At 31.7% G+C, this 1,443-nt stretch carries 1 protein-coding gene; it reads right to left on the bottom strand.

Going from position 1 to position 1,443, the window contains the following annotated elements; genetic code table 11:
* Positions 1 to 1,443: choice-of-anchor A family protein (locus tag ACWYN7_RS17255; RefSeq protein WP_462861218.1), on the bottom strand; the 1,443-nt coding region annotated here is incomplete at both ends.

Genomic DNA, 1,443 nt, shown 5'->3' with positions numbered 1-1,443 from the left:
CCTGCAACTAAATCTTCAAATAAATAATTTCCGTTTGCGTCTGTTGTTGTAGTTACATCATCACTTGCATCTCCAGGAGTGCCTGGATCTAAAGTTACTGTTGCGCCTTCTAATCCGTTTTCACCAATAGATGAACCATCGTTATTTGCATCAAACCAAATTGTATCTCCTATTGATCCTGTAGCTGTAGTAGAAGAACAAATATCAATATCTGCATCAAAATTAGCTGAATGAACTTCACCTCCAGCATGTTTAAAAGTTTTACCAATGACTTGACCTTCTATATTAGATTGATTAACAGTTTTATCAATATCTGCAAAAGGGGCTAAAACAGTACCTTCAATTGTTGAATTTCCGTTGATATTTAATTGAGTTGTATTATAAAAATTATAAAGAATATAAGGTGCATTTTGAATAGCAACACCTGCTTGGTTCCAAACATTCCAATTAAACGTTCCAGATGCATCTACGTTTATAATTAAAATTTTAGATGAAGATGGTTGATTATTATAGGTAAATACACTTACATTATTTAAATCTGTACCAGTAACATTCAAATAATTTATTCCGTTTTGTAAGTTAATTTTAACTTGATTAGGCAAATTTGTATTTGAAATTGAATTACCATTTGGATCGGTTAATTGTGCATTATTTGTATTTTGAGATAATTTAGTAGAATTTGCTTCTAAAGTTTGAAAGGCACTAACAAAATCTATTAAATTACTCTCGAAAACTGGATTATTAGTCTCAGAAACATTAAAAAATGTTGAGTTTTGTTGTAATTGAATAAAAGGATTACTGTTGTAGTTTGAATTAGATGTTACTCTTATGGGTGGTGTGGCATTATTTTGATCTTTATACCAAGCAACGGAATTATTCTGATTTCCTATTTTAACATAAGCACTTGAACCAACTTGTAAAGAGCTACCAGATTGATAAACTACTTTTCCATCAACTAATAAACCAATATTTGTGTTATTAACTTGAAAAGTTCCTGCATTATGAATGGCAGCTTGATAAGATCCCAATATCGTTAAATCACCTCCTGTTGCGATACTACCTTCTGTTTCATTAGTTTGTAAAATTAAACCATCTTCTGTAAAAATATTAAAATCTAAAGCTGCATCTGTAGGGTTTTGAAATGTGCAAATTAAATTTGAATAACCAAAATCTTGGCCTAAATTATCTTCTCCTGCTGCTAAAGTTACTTCACTTGTATTGGCTGTTCCTGTTCCATCATTGTCATAAGTTTGCTCTAAATCTGCAGTTGTTACTCCTGCAGGTAAACCTCCAGTTACTGTACTTAAATCTACACTTACTGTGTAATCTCCTGCAACTAAATCTTCAAATAAATAATTTCCGTTTACGTCTGTTGTTGTAGTTACATCATCACTTGCATCTCCAGGTGTTCCTGGATCTAAAGTTACAGTTGCGCCTTCTAAT

It is taken from the genome of Polaribacter sp. M10 (genome assembly GCF_054968445.1).
Note: the sequence above shows the minus strand (reverse complement) of the source record. Positions and strands in the feature narration are given on the sequence as shown.